This is a genomic window from uncultured Xanthomarina sp. (genome assembly GCF_963971605.1).
Classification (GTDB): Bacteria; Bacteroidota; Bacteroidia; order Flavobacteriales; family Flavobacteriaceae; genus Xanthomarina; species Xanthomarina gelatinilytica.
Genome location: NZ_CAXATZ010000045.1, coordinates 1 through 19,635, shown reverse-complemented (window position 1 = coordinate 19,635; position 19,635 = coordinate 1). Strand labels below are relative to the sequence as shown.

Below are 19,635 nucleotides of genomic sequence, written 5' to 3'. Positions count from 1 at the left end.
TTAATTAGTAGGGGTTTTTTAATTTAAGCAAGAAAGTATCTTGGGCGAGAAGTTTATGCTGAGCGCAGTCGAAGTGAGCCCTAGTAGGCCAACGTTAAATTTGAAGCCCTTACTTTAATTAGTAGGGGTTTTTTGATTTAAGCAAGAAAGTATCTTGGGCGAGAAGTTTGTGCTGAGCGCAGTCGAAGTGAGCCCTAGTAGGCCAACGATAAATTTGAAGCCCTTACTTTAATTAGTAGGGGTTTTTAATTTAAGCAAGAAAGTATCTTGGGCGAGAAACCTAACTTTCGGCAAACAGTTTTACACTTAACATGTAAGGCAAACCCTGTAGCGCCAAGTCTCAATTTATCAATAAAAAAAGCCTTTCAATATTATAGAAAGGCTTTTTTTATTTTGCCAAAGCTTTATATTTTAAAGGTTATTACAGGTCTTTTGGCATGATTTACTAAATCTTCGCTTATACTGCCATTTAAAAAATGAGCAATACCTTGTCTGCCATGCGTGCTGATACCAATTAAATCGGCATCGATAATGTGGGAAAAGTTTAAAATGCCTTTTTCAACATTTTCATCATTATAAATGTTAATGGTGTAATTTTTAAAATCGTAACCATTTATAAAATCCAAGATCCTGGCATTTGCCTTTGCGGTTGTTGTAAAGTTGCTGGCCGTGTTAACCATTAATAAATGCAGTTTTGCATTAAAAGCCTTGGCCAATTCAGAGGCTTGCCTATAGGTTTCTTTGTTGTCGTTTTTAAAATCGGAAGCAAAAACAATATTGTTTATGTCAAAGTTTTTATGTTCGTTTTTAATCACCAAAACAGGAACTTCAGATGTTCTAACCACTTTTTCGGTATTGGACCCAATAAACATCTCCTTAAACCCAGAAGCTCCATGGGAACCCATAACAATTAAATCCACATGGTTTTGTTTGGCAGTATCGGCAATTCCAGAAAAAGATTGGTTAAAATCTACCGTTTCATGGACTGTAATGCCATCCAGGTAGTCCTTGGCCAAAACTTCTTCAAATTTTTTGTGAGCCAATTTCATGAAAAATACAGCTTCCGGCAGTTCGCTATGGTGGCTAAGTGCATCCACTTGACTTAATGGAAGTTCCAATAAATGGGTTAAGAATATTTCGCTTCCGTATTTTTTTGCTAGTTGTGCAGCTACTTTTAAGGCGTTTTCGGCTTCTTCGGAAAAATCTGTTGGTACAAGAAGTTTTTTCATAGTTGGTAGTTAATTGTCGTTAAATTGATGTCTTTAAAATTAAGAATAAAAATTGACATTTCAATCATTATGTATTTCAATATAAATATTGTATATTTGCAGCGTTGTAAGAATTAAGAGATATGAGGGGACGGAAAGTCCCCTCTTTTTATACCAAAAAATGTTTAGAACAACTGTTGAAAAATTACTGAAAGAAGGCCTGGAACAAAAACAAAACTTGTTTTTAATAGACCTAACCATTACAGAAGACAATTCCATTAAGGTGGTTATCGATGGAGACCATGGTGTTACTGTGGAAGATTGCATGTTTATAAGTCGTGCTATTGAACATAACCTGGACAGGGAAGAACAGGATTTTTCTTTAGAGGTTGCTTCGGCTGGTGCTACGGCACCTTTAGTAAATGTGAGACAGTACAAGAAAAACATTGGACGGACTTTAGAGCTTAAAACAAACGATAAAGTTATAGAAGCGGATCTTATAGAAGCAACAGACAATAACATTAAAGTACAGTGGAAATCCAGAGAGCCTAAACCTGTTGGAAAAGGCAAAGTGACTGTACAAAATGAGGCAGAAATAGCCTACAAAGATATAGTAGAAGCAAAAGTTATGATAAAATTTTAATTCAAAAGAGATATGGAAAATCTTGCGTTAATTGAATCGTTTTCAGAATTCAAAGACGACAAATTAATAGATCGTGTCACGTTAATGGCAATTCTTGAGGATGTGTTTAGAAATGCCTTAAAAAAGAAATTTGGAGACGACGATAATTTTGATATTATTATAAACCCTGATAAGGGAGATTTGGAAATTTGGAGAAATAGAGTAGTTGTTGCTGATGGAGAAGTTGTAGATCCAAATCAAGAAATATCTTTAACTGAAGCTCGTAAAATAGAACCAGATTTTGAAGTAGGGGAAGATGTGTCTGAAGAAGTAAAGCTTATAGACCTTGGACGTCGTTCTATTTTAGCGTTAAGACAAAACTTGATTTCTAAAATACATGAACACGATAACACTAATATCTACAAACAATTCAAGGATTTAGTAGGTGAAATCTATACGGCAGAAGTGCATCATATTCGTCACAGAGCTGTCATTTTATTGGATGATGAAGGAAACGAGATTATTTTGCCAAAAGAAAAACAAATCCCTTCAGATTTCTTTAGAAAAGGAGATAACGTTCGTGGAATCATTGAAAGTGTAGAGCTTAAAGGGAATAAGCCAGCCATTATCATGTCACGTACCTCGCCAATATTTTTAGAGAAATTGTTCGAACAGGAAATCCCTGAGGTTTTTGATGGGTTAATTACCATTAAAAATGTGGTGAGAATCCCAGGAGAAAAAGCCAAAGTGGCAGTAGACTCTTATGATGATAGAATTGACCCTGTTGGAGCTTGTGTGGGAATGAAAGGGTCTAGAATCCATGGTATCGTTCGTGAATTAGGAAACGAAAATATAGATGTTATCAACTATACAAACAACTTACAGCTTTACATTACAAGAGCTTTAAGTCCTGCACGCGTAACATCCATCAAAATTGATGAAGAAAACAAGCGCGCAGAAGCTATTTTAAAACCAGAAGAAGTTAGCAAGGCCATTGGTCGTGGTGGACACAACATACGTTTGGCTGGCCAACTTACAGGTTATGAAATAGACGTATTTAGAGAAGGTGCAGAAGAAGATGTGGAATTATCTGAGTTCTCAGATGAAATAGAAAGCTGGATCATTGCTGAATTTAGCAAAGCTGGTCTGGACACAGCAAAAAGTGTCTTGGAGCAAGAAGTTGCAGATTTAGTGAAAAGAACAGATTTAGAAGAAGAAACAATTATTGACGTTATTAGAATTCTTAGGGAAGAATTTGAAGAATAACATATTTTTAGGTTATATTAAAGGCAATTTATGGCTGAAACAATTAGATTAAATAAAGTATTACGCGAGTTAAACATATCTTTAGATCGTGCTGTGGAGTATTTGGACTCCAAAGGCATTGAAATAGAGAAACGTCCAACTACAAAAATTTCAGACGAGGTTTACCAAGTCCTTTCAGACGAATTTCAAACAGATGCCAATAAAAAAATGGCATCTCAAGAAGTGAGCGAAGCAAAACAGAAAGAAAAAGAAGCCCTGAAAGAACAGCGTGAACGCGAGATTGAAGAAAAAGAAAAAGCTAGAGCAAAAAGAGAGGCTGCTGCTAAAGAAGCCGAAGTTGTTAAAGCTAAATCTACGTTGTCTGGTCCAAAACAAGTTGGTAAAATAGACTTGGAGCCTCATAAAAAAGTTGCCGAAACGCCTGCCAAAAAAGAGGAAGAAGCTGTTAAAGCCGAAAAACCTCAAGAAAAGGTTGAAAAGCCAAAAGAAGAAAAAGTAGCAGAGGATAAGCCAAAAGAAAAAGTAGCAGAGAAACCTCAGGAAAAGGTTGTTGAAAAAACGGCTGAAAAACCTGTAGCAGAAGCTCCAAAAAAAGAGTTGGCTAAAGAAGAAGCTCCTGTTGCTGATGAAAAATTAAAAACACAGTACCAAAAACTTTCAGGGCCAAAAATTGCTGGAGATAAAATAGATTTATCGCAATTTAACAAGCCAAAGAAAAAAACCGACGATAAGAAAAAAGACGATAAGTCCACTGCCAATAAGAAAAAACGTCGAAGAATAAGCAAAGCCGGAGCACCAGGCTCAGGAAACGGGAATACCACTTCAACTAGAGTTGGAAACGATAGGTTTAAAGGAAAAGCTGGTTCTGGAAAAGGTAGAAGAAATATTGTAAAAGAGGAGCCTAGCGAAGAAGAAGTACAAAAACAAGTTCGCGAAACCCTGGAGAAACTTCAAGGAAAATCCAGCAAAGGAAAAGGAGCCAAATACCGTAGGGACAAAAGAGACCAACACAGGGAGCAAACGGCCAAGGAATTACAGGCTGAAGCAGCAGATAGTAAAATTTTAAAAGTAACCGAATTTGTTACTGCCAGCGAAGTTGCCACCATGATGGATGTACCAGTAACACAAATTATTTCTGCCTGTATGTCTTTAGGAATGATGGTTACTATGAACCAGCGTTTGGATGCAGAAACCTTAAGTATTGTAGCTGATGAATTTGGTTACCAAGTGGAATTTGTTACTGCAGATATTGAAGAGTCTTTAGAAAAAGTAGAAGACAAACCAGAAGATTTAATAGAACGTGCACCTATTGTAACTGTTATGGGTCACGTAGATCATGGTAAAACATCTTTATTGGACTACATACGTAAAGAAAATGTTATTGCTGGAGAATCTGGTGGTATTACACAACATATTGGAGCCTATGGGGTTCAATTGGAAAATGGTCAAAAAATCGCCTTTTTGGATACACCTGGTCACGAAGCCTTTACCGCCATGCGTGCTCGTGGTGCCCAAGTAACAGATATTGCCATTATTGTAGTTGCTGCAGACGATGATATCATGCCACAAACCAAAGAAGCCATTGCCCATGCGCAAGCTGCTGGAGTTCCAATAGTGTTTGCCATTAATAAAATTGATAGACCTACGGCAAATCCAGATAAAATTAAAGAAGGCCTTGCCAGTATGAATTTATTGGTTGAAGATTGGGGAGGAAAAATTCAATCCCATGATATTTCTGCAAAAATGGGAACAGGTGTCAAGGAATTGTTGGAAAAAGTCTTGTTGGAAGCCGAATTATTGGAGCTGAAGGCAAATCCAAACAAACCTGCAGTTGGAACCGTTGTAGAAGCTTTCTTGGATAAAGGACGTGGCTATGTGTCTACCATCTTGGTGCAAGCAGGAACCCTTAGGGTTGGAGACTATGTATTAGCTGGTAAAAACAGTGGAAAAGTGAAAGCCATGCATGATGAGCGTGGCAACGAAGTTAAAGAAGCTGGTCCTTCAACTCCAGTATCGATCTTAGGATTGGATGGAGCACCTCAAGCAGGAGATAAGTTCAGTGTTTTTGAAGACGAACGTGAAGCAAAACAAATTGCAACCAAACGTACCCAATTACAACGTGAGCAATCTGTTAGAACCCAAAGACATATTACTTTGGATGAAATAGGAAGGCGTATTGCCCTTGGAGACTTCCAGGAACTAAACATCATTTTAAAAGGAGATGTGGATGGTTCTGTGGAAGCTTTAACCGATTCGTTCCAAAAATTATCTACAGAAGAAATTCAGGTGAACATCATTCATAAAGGTGTAGGTGCCATTACAGAAAGTGATGTATTGTTGGCTACAGCTTCAGATGCCATCATTATTGGATTCAACGTAAGACCAATGGGTAATGCGCGTCAGATAGCTGATAAGGAAGAAATCGATATCAGAATGTACTCGATTATTTACGATGCCATCAACGACCTAAAAGATGCTATGGAAGGTATGTTGTCTCCAGAACTTAAAGAAGAGATCACTGGAACAGCCGAGATAAGGGAAATCTTTAAAGTTTCTAAAATTGGTAGCATTGCAGGATGTATGGTAACTTCCGGTAAAATATACAGAAACTCCGGAGTGCGTTTAATTCGCGATGGAGTTGTTGTATACACTGGCGAGTTGGCTTCATTAAAACGTTTTAAAGACGATGTTAAAGAAGTTTCCAAAGGATACGATTGTGGAATGCAAATTAAAAACTATAACGATATTAAAGAAGGTGATATTATAGAAGCCTATCACGAAGTGGAAGTTAAAAAGAAATTGAAATAATTTCTAAATCTTATTAAAAAAAACAGCGACCAATGAGTCGCTGTTTTTGATTTATGTAGATTTTATTTGTTTTAACGTTTAAATTTTCTTTCAGAATATTGCCCAAGTTGATATGCAATAAAAATGGGCAGCAAAACAAATCCTATGTATTTTTCTAACAGATTGTAATGAGATAAAATCATTATAATTGCAGTGGAAATTCCAATAAAAATAAGATCGAAAGCTCGCTTTTTTGTTTTCATGATAATCAAGTTGTTTTAATTCTTATTACTAAATTTATGGAATTATTCAGATAAAAACCTTTATTCTTTGTCTTTTTTAGGTTTAAAAATAAATGCAGTTGGGAATTTGGACTTCACCTTAACCAAAGCTCTGTCTGCCTCCAAACGGGTTCTAAAGTTTCCAACCCAAATTTTGTAGTTTGGTGTTTCGTAAACCAATTTGGATGCCATTTCCAAATCCATGCTTTTAAAGGTGCTTTGCGATTTTTCAGCCTCAGACCTGTTTCCGGAATAAATTTGGATACGATACCTATCCGAGGTGTTTTCCGAAGTGTTAATTTCAGTTTTTAACTTCAATAATTGGGTTATTTCTTCATCTTGATTGATAATAACATTGCCTTGTTGGGCAAAACTTTCACTGGTAAAACTAGCCATAAAAACTATGGCAAGAAGGCTGTTTTTAGGGTTCAATATTTTCATTTTCAACAATATTTAATGCAAATGTATGCCTTATAAACTAATTTTTATAGGGATTTATTATTTAGAATTCCTCTAAATTACCAATTAACACTTCTGTAACATTTCTAAAATCGACTTTTAATATTACTTTTGCGAGTGATTTTATAATTGTATTTTTTCTTCACATATGTGAAAAAATCATACCAAAGTTTAGAAGTTAATTCAACCATTAATATGAAACAGGTGAGTAACCGTAAGTTAGGCAGAAATATTCTTACACTAAGTTTAATTTTTATTCTAACACTTTCAACCTCAATTTTCGCTCAAGATGGCGACCCGGAAAAAGGAAAGTCTTTGTTTAATTCCAATTGTGCTGCTTGTCATAAGTTAGATAAAAAAATGACAGGTCCTGCTTTGCGTAATATTGAGCAAAAGTTGGCTGATGAGCAAGGATTGGATAGAGAATGGCTAGCAGCTTGGATTCGTAACAGTTCAGCGCTTATCAAGGCAGGAGATACCTATGCCAACAAAATTTATGATGAGTATGGTGGCGCAGCCATGACAGCTTTCCCTCAGTTATCCGATGAAGATATTAGCCACATTCTTGCTTACACAGCACAAGAACCAGAGGTGCCTGCACAAGTGGCAGGAACAGAAGCAACAGGTGCTGCAGCAGGTTCAGGGTCTGGAGTTTCCAATAAAATAATTTTAGGAGCCTTGGCTCTATTGTTTGCCTTATTGGCTATGGCTTTGGTGTTGGTAAGACGTACTTTAAATCGTTTTGCTGAAGCCAAAGGGGTGAATTTGGAACAAACCAAGCGTACACCAATCTGGAAAGCCTTCGTTCAAAATCAGTTTTTGGTATTGGTTACGGCTATTATCCTCTTGTTGGCAAGTGGTTATTATTTATATGGTTACATGATGCAAATTGGTGTAGACCAAGGATATCAACCAGTTCAACCAATTCATTTCTCACACAAAATTCACGCAGGTGATAATGGAATCGATTGTAAATTCTGTCACTCTTCTGCAAGAGTTAGTAAAACTTCAGGTATACCATCTTTAAATGTTTGTATGAACTGTCATAAATCTATTTATGAAGTAGCTGAATCTACAGCAACTGAAGAGTACAGCAAGGAATTTTACGATGGAGAGATCAAAAAGTTATATGATGCTGTAGGATGGAGTGATGAAGACCAAAGCTATACAGGCGAATCTCAACCAGTTAAATGGATACGAATCCATAATTTGCCAGACTTTGCCTATTTCAACCACTCACAACACGTTACTGTTGCTGGATTAGAGTGTCAAACATGTCATGGTCCTGTTGAAACCATGGAAATCATGTATCAATATTCTCCGTTAACCATGGGATGGTGTGTTGAATGTCACAGAACAACCAATGTAAAAGTTGAAGACAATGCTTACTACACCAAAATTCATGAAGAATTATCGAAAAAGTATGGTGTAGAAAAGCTTACTGCTGCTCAAATGGGTGGACTGGAATGTGGTAAGTGTCACTACTAAGAAAATATTGATTGGTCTGAAAAGATTGTCAAAAAACAATAAATTAAATAAGAAGTAATTCAATTATATAATATGTCATCAAACAAGAAATACTGGAAAAGTGTTGAAGAGCTAAACGAGAATAGCTCTATTGTTGAGACGCTACAACAAAACGAGTTTGTTAAAGAAATTCCTACCGATGAGTTTTTAGGTGATAAAAATTCTTTGGAGAGTTCTAAAACAACACGTCGTGATTTCTTAAAATATGTTGGTTTTAGTACAGCTGCTGCATCTTTGGCAGCCTGTGAAGGACCAGTTATTAAATCCATTCCTTATGTGGTGCAGCCGGAAGAAATTGTTCCTGGTGTTGCTAATTATTATGCCACAACCATAGCAAATGGATTTGATTTTGCTAGCGTATTAGTGAAAACCCGTGAAGGTCGTCCTATTAAAATCGAAAACAATACTATGGCAACTACCAATGGTGGAGCAAATGCCAGGGTAAATGCATCGGTTTTGGATTTATACGACAGTATGAGGATGCAAGGTCCTGTAAAAGGAGATACTTATGTTTCTTGGGAAGATTTAAATGCTGAAGTTACCAACAAGTTAACAGCTTTAAGTGGTTCTGGTAAACAAATTGTTTTGTTAACTCAAACTTTTGCAAGTCCATCAACCACAAAATTGATTGCTGAGTTCAAACAAAAATACGGAAACGTAAACCACGTAGTTTATGACGCTATATCAGAATCTGCTGCTCTAGATGCATATCAAGCTAAATATAATGAAAGAGGATTGGCAAATTACGATTTCTCCAAAGCTGACACCATAGTATCCATTGGTGCAGATTTTCTTAGCGATTGGCAAGGAGGAGGTTTCGACTCCGGTTATGCTGCTGGACGTGTGCCAACCAACGGGAAAATGTCTCGTCACATTCAGTTTGAGTCTAACATGTCTTTAACTGGAGCCAATGCAGACAAGCGTGTACCTTTAACGCCAAGCCAACAAAAATTGGCTTTGGCCAAATTATATAGTGAGGTTGTTGGTGGATCTGTCTCTGTAGATTTACCTGAACATATCTCAACCGCAATAAGCAATGCAGCTTCACAGATTAAAAAAGCTGGAAGTAATGCTGTTGTTGTTACAGGAATTCAAGACGTGAATGCACAAACAGTAGTTTTAGAAATTAATGAATACTTAAATTCTAAAGCTTTTGATCCTGCTACCCCTATTAAAACAAGGCAAGGAAATGATAAAGCCGTAAATACCTTAATTGCTGATATGAAAGCAGGTAAAGTAGGCGCTATCATTATGAGTGGAGTAAATCCATTATATACATTGCCAAATGCAGCAGATTTTGCTGAAGGTTTGGCACAAACAGAGCTTTCAGTTACTTTCTCAATGAAAGCTGATGAAACCTCAACACAAACACAATACATTGCTGCAGCTCCACATTACCTGGAGTCTTGGGGAGACGTAGAGTTGAAAAAAGGACATTTTGCTTTAATACAACCAACCATACGTCCTTTATTCGATACAAAACAATTTCAAGATGCTTTATTAAACTGGACTGGAAATACCATGTCCTATCACGATTATATCAAGCAAACTTGGAACGAAAACATTTTAGGTGGCTCATCATTTAGTCAAGCCTTACACGATGGTATTTTTGTTTCCAACGGAAACGTTACAACCTCAAGTGTAACAAGTGCAGCTTCCAATGACGACAAGACTTTTGTAGGAGGTATTATAGAAGATGTGGCTCAAGGTTTGGGATTAAAGAATGACGATGATGCACAAACCGAACAAACAATTAGTGCTCCAGCTGTTTCTGGAGGCCAAGCAGCAAGAGCTTTAGCTTCTTCTGTGTCTTCTGAAGGTTTCGAGTTAACATTGTACCCAAAAGTAGGAATGGGAGATGGCCAACAAGCCAATAACCCATGGTTACAGGAGTTTCCAGATCCAATTACAAGAACATCTTGGGATAACTATTTAACAATTTCCAGAGCTGATGCAGAAGCCTTAGGCTTAAAGAATGAGCATGTGGCAGATGGTGCTTTAAACGGTAGTTATGCTAATGTAACTGTAAATGGAACCACTTTGGAAAATGTGCCAGTGATGATTCAGCCAGGACAAGCAAAAGGATCTGTAGGTCTAGCCTTTGGTTATGGTAGAAGAATTGGTTTAAAAAGCGAAATGAAAACAGGTGTTAATGCTTATGTGTTATACCAAGATTTCAATAATGTACAAAATGTAAGCGTTACAGCTGCTTCAGGAATGCACGAGTTTGCCTCTGTACAGTTGCACAATACGTTAATGGGTCGTGGAGATATTATTAAGGAAACCACTTTAGAGATATTCAACACTAAAGATAAATCTGTTTGGAATGCAGTTCCTGTAGTTTCATTGAATCACGTTGAAACTCCAGTATCTTCACCAGAAGTTGACCTGTGGGATGAATTTGATCGTTCTATAGGACATCACTTTAACTTATCTATAGACTTAAATGCCTGTACAGGATGTGGTGCTTGTGTGATTGCATGTCATGCTGAAAACAACGTTCCGGTTGTAGGTAAAGAAGAAGTACGTAAAAGTAGAGATATGCACTGGTTGCGTATTGATAGATATTATTCTTCAGAAGAATCTTTTGAAGGCGATAACGAAAAGAAAGAAAATATTTCAGGATTGGGAAGTTCATTAAGTGAATTTGGTGAAATGGAGCATGCTTCAGAAAACCCACAAGTTGCTTTCCAACCAGTTATGTGCCAGCACTGTAACCATGCACCATGTGAAACAGTTTGCCCTGTTGCAGCAACATCCCATGGTCGTCAAGGTCAAAACCATATGGCATACAACCGTTGTGTTGGTACAAGATACTGTGCAAACAACTGTCCGTATAAAGTACGTCGTTTTAACTGGTTCTTATACTCTCAAAACGATGAGTTCGATTATCATATGAATGACGATTTAGGACGTATGGTATTAAATCCAGACGTTGTAGTACGTTCTCGTGGTGTTATGGAAAAATGTTCTATGTGTATTCAAAAAACACAAAAAACCATTCTAGATGCGAAGCGTGATGGACGTGAAATTAAAGATGGCGAATTCCAAACGGCTTGTTCTGCAGCTTGTAACAATGGAGCTATGGTGTTTGGCGACATCAATGATAAAGAAAGTAAAGTTGCAAAACTTTTAGAAGATAAACGTATGTATCACTTATTGGAACATGTAGGCACAAAACCAAATGTGCAGTATCATACTAAAGTGAGAAATACAACCGAAGCATAATAAAAACGAATTAAGAAAATAATTATAAAAGGATTATGGCGTCTCATTACGAAGCACCTATTAGAAGACCTTTAGTTACAGGCGAAAAATCATACCACGATGTATCTGTGGATGTAGCAAGACCTGTTGAAGGTAAAGCAAACAAATCTTGGTGGATAGTTTTTTCTATAGCACTAGTAGCTTTTCTCTGGGGAATAGGATGTATCATTTACACAATATCAACAGGTATCGGAACTTGGGGTTTAAATAAAACCGTAGGTTGGGCTTGGGATATTACCAATTTCGTTTGGTGGGTTGGTATTGGTCACGCAGGAACATTAATTTCTGCAGTACTATTACTTTTCCGTCAAAAATGGAGAATGGCAATTAACCGTTCTGCCGAAGCAATGACAATTTTCTCAGTGGTACAAGCAGGTTTGTTCCCAATCATTCACATGGGTCGTCCATGGTTGGGTTACTGGGTATTACCTATCCCAAACCAATTTGGATCTCTATGGGTAAACTTTAACTCTCCATTACTTTGGGACGTATTTGCTATCTCAACGTATTTATCAGTGTCTTTAGTATTCTGGTGGACTGGTTTACTACCTGATTTTGCCATGTTAAGAGATAGAGCAATTAAACCTTTCCAAAAGAAAATCTATTCCTTATTGAGCTTTGGTTGGTCTGGAAGAGCTAAAGATTGGCAACGTTTTGAAGAAGTATCTTTGGTACTTGCTGGTTTGGCAACTCCATTGGTACTTTCAGTGCATACCATTGTATCTTTTGACTTCGCAACTTCGGTTATTCCAGGATGGCATACCACCATTTTCCCTCCTTACTTTGTTGCTGGAGCCGTATTCTCAGGATTTGCTATGGTAAACACACTTCTTATTATTATGAGAAAAGTTTGTAACCTTGAAGATTATATTACAGTGCAGCACATCGAATTAATGAACATAGTAATCATGATTACCGGTTCTATAGTTGGTGTGGCTTATATTACAGAGTTGTTTATTGCATGGTATTCAGGTGTTGAATACGAACAATATGCCTTTTTAAACAGAGCCACTGGACCTTACTGGTGGGCATATTGGGCCATGATGACCTGTAACGTGTTCTCACCACAGTTCATGTGGTTTAAGAAACTTAGAACTAGCATCATGTTCTCATTCTTTATTTCTATTGTTGTAAATATTGGAATGTGGTTTGAACGATTTGTTATTATTGTTACCTCTTTACATAGAGATTACTTACCATCTTCATGGACCATGTTCTCTCCAACATTTGTAGATATAGGTATTTTTATAGGAACTATTGGATTCTTCTTTGTGCTATTCTTATTATACTCAAGAACATTCCCTGTAATCGCCCAAGCAGAGGTAAAAACCATTTTAAAATCTTCTGGCGAAAGCTATAAAAACATTAGAGAAAGAGGAGACAGTTTAGTAGGTACAGGAGCAGACGTAAGAACTTCTGGAAGTCAAGTTAAAAAAACAAAAAACGACGAGTAGCATATGGAAACTTCAAAAGTAATTCACGCTATTTATACAGATGATGATGTATTAATGTCTGCCGTAAAAAAAGTAAAGGCAGAGAGACATCACATAGAAGAAATATATACACCTTTTCCAGTTCACGGACTAGATAAAGCTATGGGATTGGCACCAACAAGAATTGCAATCACTTCATTTTTGTATGGTTGTGTTGGATTAATCGTGGCCATTGTAATGATGAACTATATCATGATTGAAGATTGGCCTCAAAACATAGGTGGAAAACCAAGTTTTAGCTATATGGAAAATATGCCAGCTTTTGTGCCAATTATGTTTGAGCTTACCGTGTTTTTTGCAGCCCACTTAATGGTAATTACCTTCTATCTAAGAAGTAGAATGTGGCCATTTAAAGAAGCTGAAAATCCAGATCCAAGAACCACAGACGACCATTTTTTAATGGAAATTGCTGTTCATGGCAATAAAACTGAGTTGGAAAGCTTGCTTAGGGAAACAGGTGCAGTTGAAATTAAATTAATAGAAAAAGAAGCACATTAATATTATAATATGAAGAGCTTAGTAAAAATAACGGTTATAGCAATAATATTCGCATCGTTTGTGTCTTGCCAAAACAAGTCAAGACCTAACTACCAGTTTATGCCAAATATGTATGAGCCTGTAGGATATGAAACATATTCAGAATCCCAAGCTTTTAGAACTGGTGTTGAAGCACAATTACCTGTTGAAGGAACCGTACCTAGAGGTCATACACCTTTTGATTACAAAAATACCATAGAAGACTTTATGTTGGCGAAAGCAAACTTGAAAAGTCCTTTGGATTCAACCCAAGTAGACCTGATTGAAGCAAAGGTGTTATACGATATTTATTGTGCCATTTGTCACGGAACTAAAGGTGATGGTCAAGGAAACTTGGTTAAAAGAGAAAAAATACTAGGGATTCCAAGATATGACGATATAGGTAGAGCCATCACAGAAGGTAGTATTTACCATACCATTTACTATGGTAAAAACACCATGGGTTCTTATGCAAACCAGCTAAATGAAGAAGAGCGTTGGCAAGTAGTAGCATACGTATTGGATTTAAAAGCTAATTTAGAAAAGTAAGAAAGATAAAGATTAAATATAGATATGTACACAATCTCAAATAAATTAAAGACATTTTCTATAGCCTTAATAATTTTAGGACTATTGGGTGTAGGATATGGTTTTATGACATCTCATAAATCTTTTGAAGAAGTTGAAACCATGCTTGCAGAAGAAACAGCTCATCATGGTGGAGGTCATGCTGTGGCAACTGAAGCTCATGTGGTAGCCGATGATTCGGATCATTCAGATAATAGTCACCAAGCTAATGCGCACGATGCTACTGCAGATGTAGAACATCATGTAGACGATCATGCCAAACACGTTGAACATGTGCAACACCAAATCGCAAACAGACCTTGGTCTGCCTTGTATGTAGCTGCCTTTTTCTTCTTTATGATTGCTCTTGGAGTTTTGGCATTTTATGCCATCCAGTATGCATCTCAAGCAGGTTGGTCTCCAGTACTATTTAGGGTTATGGAAGGTATTACAGCTTATGTTTTACCTGGAGGTCTTATTGTTTTGGCCATTGCCGTTGCTTCTGGAACCATAGGGCATTACAATATTTTTATATGGATGGACCCTGACGTGGTAGCTCATGATAAACTGTTGCAAGGAAAATCTGGTTGGTTAAGTTTGGGATGGTTTGCCGTTAGAGGATTAATATTTATTGCAGGTTGGAGTTTGTACAGACATTTTTCGCGTAAATTTAGTATTGCTAACGATACAGCAACAGACAATAGTAACTTTAAGAAAGCTTTCCGTATTTCTGCAGCCTTTTTGGTGTTCTTTATTTACACAGAATCTATTATGTCGTGGGATTGGATCATGAGTGTGGATCCACACTGGTTTAGTACCTTATTTGGTTGGTATGTGTTTGCTGGAATGGCAGTAAGTGGTATCACTGTAATTGCATTTATATCCCTATATCTAAAATCAAGAGGTCATTTGGAAATTGTTAACGATAGTCATATTCATGACCTGGCAAAATTCATGTTCGGATTTAGCATTTTTTGGGCTTATTTATGGTTCTCTCAATTCATGTTGATTTGGTATGCAAATATTCCAGAAGAAGTCACTTATTTCATTACTCGTATAGAAGATTATAATGGACTGTTCTTTGGTATGTTGGTATTAAACTTCGTATTCCCATTCTTAGTATTGATGAATAGCGATTACAAACGTATCCCTTGGTTTGTTGTAATGGCTGGAATTATCATATTAATTGGACATTATATTGATGTTTATGTTATGATTATGCCTGCTACGGTTGGAGATAGATGGAGCTTTGGTATTCCAGAAATAAGTTCAGTAATGTTATTTGCAGGACTGTTCTTGTTCATCGTGTTTACTGCTTTAACTAAAGCACCATTAGTAGTAAAAAGAAACCCGTTCCTAAAGGAAAGTGAACATTTTCATTATTAAAAATTAATTAAAGAAGAGAAAAGACAATGACAGCTTTTTTAACAATTATAATAGTACTTTTTGTAGCTGTTGCCATATGGCAAATGGTTAAAATATTTGATTTGGCCCAAGTAGGAGTATCAAATAGCCAGATAGCAACAGATAACGATAACAAAATAAACGCATACCTAATGTTGGCTTTCTTAGCTTTCATTTACATCATTACCATTGTTAGTTTTGTTAAATGGGGAGATTTGCCTTTAATGTCAAATGCGGCATCAGAACACGGTTCTCAAATAGATAATTTAATGATTATCTCAATGATCATTATTTTTATAGTACAGACCGTTACCCAATTCCTATTACACTATTTTGCTTACAAATATAGAGGTGAAAAAGGTAAAAAAGCTTTGTTTTATGCAGATAACAACACCTTGGAAGCTATCTGGACCATTATTCCTGTTATTGTTCTAGCTGGATTGATTATTTACGGATTGTTTACTTGGACAAGCATAATGAACGTGAATGAGGACGACGACCCTTTGGTGATAGAACTTTATGCCCAACAATTTAGCTGGAAAGCCAGATATGGTGGAAACGACAATACCTTAGGAAAAGCGAACGTGAGATTAATTAATTTAGACAATGCTAACATTTTAGGATTGGATGAATCTGATCCAAATGCACAAGACGATATTATTACAACAGAAGTGCATTTACCAGTAGGAAAACCGGTTTTGTTTAAAATGCGTTCTCAAGACGTATTACACTCTGCATATATGCCACACTTTAGAGCACAAATGAACTGTGTTCCTGGCATGGTAACCCAATTTGGATTTACTCCTACAGTAACCACAGCAGAAATGAGGCAAACACCAGAGATCATGGAAAAGGTTGCCAATATCAACAGAATTAGGGTTGAAAAAAGCAAGGAATTGGCGGCTAAAGGTGAACCAGCTCTAGATCCATATGAATTTGATTATTTATTGTTATGTAATAAAATATGTGGAAAATCACATTATAACATGCAAATGAATATCATTGTTGAAACTCAAGAAGAGTACGACGCTTGGATAAAAGAACAAAAAGAATTTAAAGATTCTTTAATTAAGTAAATTAAGAAACGGTTTTAAAAAGTATATAATAGATTATGTCAACACACGCAGATACTCACGCACACGAAGACGATCACGGGCATCATCATAAAGAAACATTCGTGACTAAATACATATTTAGTCAGGATCATAAAATGATATCTAAACAATACCTTATTACAGGTACTATTATGGGTGTTATAGGTGTTTTAATGTCCATCATGTTTCGTATGCAAATTGCATGGCCAGAAGAACCAAATATATTGTTTGAGGCTTTATTAGGAAAATGGGCTCCAGGAGGGGTTATGGATGCAGATATTTATTTGGCATTGGTAACCATTCACGGAACCATCATGGTTTTCTTTGTGTTAACTGCTGGATTAAGTGGTACCTTTAGTAACCTATTGATTCCGTTGCAAATTGGAGCTAGGGATATGGCTTCAGGATTCCTGAACATGATTTCATATTGGTTGTTTTTCTTATCCAGTGTTATCATGATTATCTCTCTGTTTGTTGAAGCAGGACCAGCTGCTGCAGGTTGGACAATCTATCCGCCACTATCGGCATTACCTATGGCTCAAGGTGGTTCCGGAATGGGTATGACCTTGTGGTTGGTGTCTATGGCTATCTTTATTGCGTCTTCACTATTAGGCTCATTGAATTATATTGTAACAGTTATAAACTTAAGAACTAAAGGAATGTCCATGACAAGACTTCCACTTACCATTTGGGCATTTTTTGTAACTGCTATCATTGGTGTGGTGTCTTTCCCAGTATTATTGTCAGCAGCTTTATTGTTGATTATGGATAGAAGCTTTGGAACCTCTTTCTTCTTATCGGATATTTTTATTCAAGGTGAAGTTTTGCATTATCAAGGTGGATCCCCTGTTTTATTTGAACATTTATTCTGGTTCTTAGGACATCCAGAGGTGTATATAGTTATCTTACCTGCCATGGGTATGGTTTCAGAAATTATGGCATCAAATTCACGTAAACCTATTTTTGGGTATCGTGCCATGATTGCTTCTATTTTAGCTATCGCATTTCTATCAACCATAGTTTGGGGTCACCATATGTTTATCTCAGGAATGAATCCGTTTTTAGGGTCTGTATTTACTTTCACAACATTATTGATTGCCATTCCTTCAGCTGTAAAAGCTTTTAACTGGATCACAACCATCTGGAAAGGTAACTTACAAATGAATACAGCCATGTTATTCTCCATTGGTTTTGTTTCTACATTTATTACCGGAGGTTTAACAGGTATTATTTTGGGTGATTCTGCTTTGGATATTAACGTTCACGATACCTACTTTGTAATTGCTCACTTCCATTTGGTAATGGGTATCTCAGCTCTTTACGGAATGTTCGCAGGTGTTTATCATTGGTACCCAAGAATGTTTGGTAGAATGATGAACAAAAACCTAGGATATATTCACTTTTGGGTAACAGCTATTTGTGCTTATGGTGTATTCTTCCCAATGCATTTTATTGGAATGGCAGGCTTACCAAGAAGATATTACACAAATTCAGCGTTCCCATTGTTTGATGATTTAGCAAATGTTAATGTGGTAATTACCGTATTTGCCATCATTGGTGGTGCTTTCCAATTGGTATTCCTTTACAATTTCTTTGTAAGTATCTTCTTTGGAAAGAAAGCCCCTCAAAACCCATGGAGATCTACTACCTTAGAGTGGACTGCACCAGTTAAACACATTCATGGAAACTGGCCAGGAGAGATTCCTCATGTATACCGTTGGGCTTACGATTATAGCAAACCAGGTCATGATGTTGATTTTGTGCCTCAAAATATTCCTTTAAAAGAAGGTGAAGAGGAACTTCAACACTAAATAATTAGTCTTTATATAATACAATAGGAGCCTTTCAATTTTAGAAAGGCTTTTTGTTTATATTTGTGGTATATGAATGAAAACCTAGATCCAACAGGACATAGTTTTACACCAGAAGAACTGGATGTGGAAAAAAAATTGAGACCTCTGTCATTCAATGATTTTACAGGTCAGGATCAAGTATTGGAAAATCTTCAAATTTTTGTTCAAGCAGCTAATTTACGGGATGAGGCTTTGGATCACACCTTGTTTCACGGACCTCCAGGATTAGGGAAAACCACTTTAGCTCACATTTTGGCTAGTGAGTTAAGTGTTGGAATTAAAGTAACTTCTGGCCCCGTTTTGGATAAACCAGGCGATTTAGCTGGATTGCTTACCAATTTAGAGGAAAGGGATGTATTGTTTATTGATGAAATCCATAGATTAAGCCCAATTGTGGAAGAGTATTTATATTCTGCCATGGAGGATTATAAAATAGACATCATGATAGAATCTGGACCTAATGCAAGAACGGTTCAAATTAATCTCAATCCATTTACTTTGGTTGGCGCTACCACACGTTCAGGATTGCTTACGGCTCCAATGCGCGCACGTTTTGGTATCCAAAGCAGGTTACAGTATTATAATACCGAATTACTTACAACCATCGTGCAACGTAGTGCAGATATTTTACAGGTTCCCATCTCTATGGAAGCTGCCGTTGAAATTGCAGGTAGAAGTCGTGGCACACCAAGAATAGCCAATGCTCTATTACGTCGTGTGCGCGATTTTGCCCAAATTAAAGGCAATGGAAGTATCGATATAAAAATTGCCAAGTTTGCTTTAGAGGCACTTCATGTAGATGCTCATGGATTGGACGAGATGGACAATAAAATTTTAACTACCATAATCGATAAATTCAAAGGTGGCCCAGTAGGCATCACAACTTTAGCAACAGCAGTAAGCGAAAGTGCAGAAACCATAGAGGAAGTTTACGAACCTTTTCTAATTCAACAAGGATTCATCATGCGAACCCCAAGAGGTCGCGAAGTTACTGAGCTGGCTTATAAACACTTAGGAAGGATTAAAGGGCCTACTCAAGGAGGATTGTTTTAATTAACATCTTATTCTAGCAAATTGGCTCATCTATAAAATGAATTTAAAGCAACAACATACAGATTTTATAAAAACCGAAGCCAAACGCCTCGGTTTTTTGTCATGTGGTGTTAGTAAAGCCCAGTTTTTGGAAGAAGAAGCACCACGACTGGAAAACTGGCTCAATAAACAGATGCATGGTCAGATGCATTATATGGAAAACCATTTTGATAAACGCTTAGATCCAACCTTGCTGGTT

The 19,635-nt window shown here is 36.8% G+C and carries 15 protein-coding genes and 1 pseudogene; 13 read left to right on the top strand and 3 right to left on the bottom strand.

The window, feature by feature from the left end; genetic code table 11:
- Positions 1-404: 404 nt before the first annotated feature.
- Complete coding sequence (locus AACY93_RS12470; protein ID WP_007647765.1) at positions 405-1,229, bottom strand: universal stress protein; 825 nt, start codon at positions 1,227-1,229, stop codon at positions 405-407.
- A 160-nt stretch (positions 1,230-1,389) separates the two neighbouring features.
- Between AACY93_RS12470 and rimP the strand changes: the two genes are divergently transcribed.
- From rimP to infB, 3 genes are read left to right on the top strand one after another with little or no spacing between them, the layout of a single operon-like run.
- Positions 1,390-1,851, top strand: coding sequence for a ribosome assembly cofactor RimP (rimP, locus tag AACY93_RS12465; RefSeq protein ID WP_286854639.1), 462 nt, complete (start codon positions 1,390-1,392; stop codon positions 1,849-1,851).
- Positions 1,852-1,863: 12 nt separating this feature from the next.
- On the top strand, positions 1,864-3,096 hold the full coding sequence (nusA, locus tag AACY93_RS12460; RefSeq protein WP_007647769.1) for a transcription termination factor NusA: 1,233 nt from the start codon (positions 1,864-1,866) through the stop codon (positions 3,094-3,096).
- A 30-nt stretch (positions 3,097-3,126) separates the two neighbouring features.
- A complete protein-coding gene (gene infB / locus AACY93_RS12455) occupies positions 3,127-5,904 on the top strand; it encodes a translation initiation factor IF-2 (RefSeq protein ID WP_286854640.1) in 2,778 nt (925 codons plus the stop codon).
- Positions 5,905-5,975: 71 nt separating this feature from the next.
- Here infB and AACY93_RS12450 read toward each other — a convergent pair whose 3' ends face one another.
- Together AACY93_RS12450 and AACY93_RS12445 are read right to left on the bottom strand one after the other, a co-directional pair.
- Positions 5,976-6,146: a hypothetical protein gene (locus AACY93_RS12450; protein WP_286854641.1), complete on the bottom strand. Its 171-nt coding sequence runs from the start codon at positions 6,144-6,146 to the stop codon at positions 5,976-5,978.
- A 60-nt stretch (positions 6,147-6,206) separates the two neighbouring features.
- Positions 6,207-6,605: an SPOR domain-containing protein gene (locus AACY93_RS12445; protein WP_040491325.1), complete on the bottom strand. Its 399-nt coding sequence runs from the start codon at positions 6,603-6,605 to the stop codon at positions 6,207-6,209.
- A 213-nt stretch (positions 6,606-6,818) separates the two neighbouring features.
- Between AACY93_RS12445 and AACY93_RS12440 the strand changes: the two genes are divergently transcribed.
- The 10 genes and pseudogenes from AACY93_RS12440 to AACY93_RS12395 all read left to right on the top strand — a co-directional run.
- The gene (locus tag AACY93_RS12440) at positions 6,819-8,111 is read left to right on the top strand and encodes a cytochrome c3 family protein (RefSeq protein ID WP_286854643.1); all 1,293 of its coding nucleotides are present in this window, start codon (positions 6,819-6,821) and stop codon (positions 8,109-8,111) included.
- 72 nt (positions 8,112-8,183) lie between these two features.
- A complete protein-coding gene (locus tag AACY93_RS12435) occupies positions 8,184-11,378 on the top strand; it encodes a TAT-variant-translocated molybdopterin oxidoreductase (RefSeq protein WP_286854644.1) in 3,195 nt (1,064 codons plus the stop codon).
- Between the two features lie 35 nt (positions 11,379-11,413).
- Positions 11,414-12,871, top strand: coding sequence for an NrfD/PsrC family molybdoenzyme membrane anchor subunit (gene nrfD / locus AACY93_RS12430; protein WP_286854645.1), 1,458 nt, complete (start codon positions 11,414-11,416; stop codon positions 12,869-12,871).
- Between the two features lie 3 nt (positions 12,872-12,874).
- Positions 12,875-13,408 (top strand): DUF3341 domain-containing protein, encoded by a 534-nt coding sequence (locus AACY93_RS12425; RefSeq protein ID WP_286854646.1) that lies wholly within the window; start codon positions 12,875-12,877, stop codon positions 13,406-13,408.
- 9 nt (positions 13,409-13,417) lie between these two features.
- Positions 13,418-13,975 carry a cytochrome c gene (locus tag AACY93_RS12420; protein WP_286854647.1) on the top strand — a complete coding sequence of 186 codons (558 nt, stop codon included), beginning with the start codon at positions 13,418-13,420 and terminating at the stop codon, positions 13,973-13,975.
- A 24-nt stretch (positions 13,976-13,999) separates the two neighbouring features.
- Complete coding sequence (locus AACY93_RS12415; protein WP_286854648.1) at positions 14,000-15,379, top strand: quinol:cytochrome C oxidoreductase; 1,380 nt, start codon at positions 14,000-14,002, stop codon at positions 15,377-15,379.
- Positions 15,380-15,405: 26 nt separating this feature from the next.
- Positions 15,406-16,473: a cytochrome c oxidase subunit II gene (locus tag AACY93_RS12410; protein WP_286854649.1), complete on the top strand. Its 1,068-nt coding sequence runs from the start codon at positions 15,406-15,408 to the stop codon at positions 16,471-16,473.
- A gap of 35 nt (positions 16,474-16,508) precedes the next feature.
- Positions 16,509-18,302 carry a cbb3-type cytochrome c oxidase subunit I gene (locus AACY93_RS12405; RefSeq protein ID WP_286854650.1) on the top strand — a complete coding sequence of 598 codons (1,794 nt, stop codon included), beginning with the start codon at positions 16,509-16,511 and terminating at the stop codon, positions 18,300-18,302.
- 72 nt (positions 18,303-18,374) lie between these two features.
- The gene (gene ruvB, locus AACY93_RS12400; protein WP_286854652.1) at positions 18,375-19,397 is read left to right on the top strand and encodes a Holliday junction branch migration DNA helicase RuvB; all 1,023 of its coding nucleotides are present in this window, start codon (positions 18,375-18,377) and stop codon (positions 19,395-19,397) included.
- A gap of 37 nt (positions 19,398-19,434) precedes the next feature.
- A pseudogene (locus AACY93_RS12395) lies at positions 19,435-19,635 on the top strand (tRNA epoxyqueuosine(34) reductase QueG); the annotation flags it as partial.

Coding starts and splice junctions, on each gene's coding strand:
- AACY93_RS12410 (WP_286854649.1), top strand. CDS start 15,406: ATGACAGCTTTTTTAACAATTATAATAGTACTTTTTGTAGCTGTTGCC.
- AACY93_RS12440 (WP_286854643.1), top strand. CDS start 6,819: ATGAAACAGGTGAGTAACCGTAAGTTAGGCAGAAATATTCTTACACTA.
- ruvB (WP_286854652.1), top strand. CDS start 18,375: ATGAATGAAAACCTAGATCCAACAGGACATAGTTTTACACCAGAAGAA.
- nrfD (WP_286854645.1), top strand. CDS start 11,414: ATGGCGTCTCATTACGAAGCACCTATTAGAAGACCTTTAGTTACAGGC.
- AACY93_RS12435 (WP_286854644.1), top strand. CDS start 8,184: ATGTCATCAAACAAGAAATACTGGAAAAGTGTTGAAGAGCTAAACGAG.
- AACY93_RS12415 (WP_286854648.1), top strand. CDS start 14,000: ATGTACACAATCTCAAATAAATTAAAGACATTTTCTATAGCCTTAATA.
- AACY93_RS12445 (WP_040491325.1), bottom strand. CDS start 6,605: ATGAAAATATTGAACCCTAAAAACAGCCTTCTTGCCATAGTTTTTATG.
- AACY93_RS12470 (WP_007647765.1), bottom strand. CDS start 1,229: ATGAAAAAACTTCTTGTACCAACAGATTTTTCCGAAGAAGCCGAAAAC.
- AACY93_RS12425 (WP_286854646.1), top strand. CDS start 12,875: ATGGAAACTTCAAAAGTAATTCACGCTATTTATACAGATGATGATGTA.
- AACY93_RS12405 (WP_286854650.1), top strand. CDS start 16,509: ATGTCAACACACGCAGATACTCACGCACACGAAGACGATCACGGGCAT.
- AACY93_RS12420 (WP_286854647.1), top strand. CDS start 13,418: ATGAAGAGCTTAGTAAAAATAACGGTTATAGCAATAATATTCGCATCG.
- infB (WP_286854640.1), top strand. CDS start 3,127: ATGGCTGAAACAATTAGATTAAATAAAGTATTACGCGAGTTAAACATA.
- nusA (WP_007647769.1), top strand. CDS start 1,864: ATGGAAAATCTTGCGTTAATTGAATCGTTTTCAGAATTCAAAGACGAC.
- rimP (WP_286854639.1), top strand. CDS start 1,390: ATGTTTAGAACAACTGTTGAAAAATTACTGAAAGAAGGCCTGGAACAA.
- AACY93_RS12450 (WP_286854641.1), bottom strand. CDS start 6,146: ATGAAAACAAAAAAGCGAGCTTTCGATCTTATTTTTATTGGAATTTCC.